Origin of the sequence: Nonomuraea maheshkhaliensis, from assembly GCF_039529435.1 — a bacterium.
In the GTDB taxonomy this organism is placed as follows: domain Bacteria; phylum Actinomycetota; class Actinomycetes; order Streptosporangiales; family Streptosporangiaceae; genus Nonomuraea; species Nonomuraea maheshkhaliensis.
Genome location: NZ_BAAAMU010000314.1, coordinates 1 through 1,210 on the forward strand (window position 1 = coordinate 1; position 1,210 = coordinate 1,210).

The following is a 1,210-nucleotide window of genomic DNA, read 5'->3' on the forward strand; positions in this document are numbered from 1 at the left end:
ACGGGAGCCGTACGTAGCCGTGACGGGACTTCCACATGAAGTACTTCTCGAACATGACCTTGGCGACGTGCGCCTGCGGCCCCGGGATCATGACGCCGAACTTGCGCGGCGGCAGCATCCGGTCGGCCAGGATCATCACTCCGTTGTCGCCGGCGTCCATGACGCAGACGGCCGGGATGGCGCCGAACTCCTTGTGCGCGACCGGGCCGAGCCCGCGGATGCGGGCGGCGATGTTCGCGGCGGCGACACGCGCCTGGACCTCGGTCGGGAAGCCGGTCTTGGGCACACCCACCGGGATGGCGGTGGTCCACGGCACCCGCACCGCGGCGGCGACCCCGACCGCGTAGACCTCGGGGTAGGCGAGCGACTGGTAGGTGTCTCGTACCGGCACGAACCCCTTGTCATCGGCCAGACCCGGCACCGCGGCCACCACCTCCTGGCCGGTGAAGGGCGGCACGATCATCGCGTACGCATAGTGCAGGTCCTGCCCGTCGGCCAGCCGCAACTTGCCCGGCGCGAGCTCCTGCATCGCCACCCCGGTGACGGTCCGGATGCCCTCTTTCTTGCAGAACATCCGCAGCAGCCTCTCGCCGCCCGGCAACCCGCCGATGCCGAAGTGCCCCAAGAAGGGCTCGGCGGTCACGTACGTGAGCGGCACCCGCCCGCGCAGCCCCGCCTTCTTCAACTGGTACGCGGTGTTGAACAGGAATTCGTACGCCGCGCCGAAGCACCCCGCCCCCTGCGTGGCCCCGATCACCACCGGCCCGGGGTCGTCGAGGAACCGGCGCCACCCCTCCCCCGCCCTCACGGCGTCCTCCAGCGTGGTGATCGTGTACGCGCCGTCGGCGGACTCGAACCCGGGCAGGACGTCGAAGGTGTTGCGGTAGCCCGTGGCGATGACCAGGTAGTCGTAACTGCGGACACCCTTGGTCGTGCGCACGACCCGCGCCCGCGGGTCGATCGCCGTGGCCTGCGCGTGCACGAACTCCACCCCGTGCATCCCGAAGGTCGGCGCCAGCGGGAAGGTGATGGCGGCCGGAGATCTCTTGCCGAACGGCAGCCAGATGAGCGACGGGTTGAACAGGAAACGATCGGCGGCCGACACGACCGTGACGTCCACGTCCCCCTCCAGCTCGTGCCTGACGCCGAGCGCGGCGTTGAGCCCGCCGAAGTTCCCGCCCAGGACCAGCACTTTCTTCCGCATGGGGGA

1 protein-coding gene is annotated in these 1,210 nt (G+C 69.9%); it reads right to left on the reverse strand.

Annotated elements, in window-relative coordinates; genetic code table 11:
- Nucleotides 1-1,210 (reverse strand): NAD(P)/FAD-dependent oxidoreductase (locus ABFX54_RS56605; protein ID WP_346115613.1); only part of this gene is annotated, 1,210 nt, incomplete at both ends.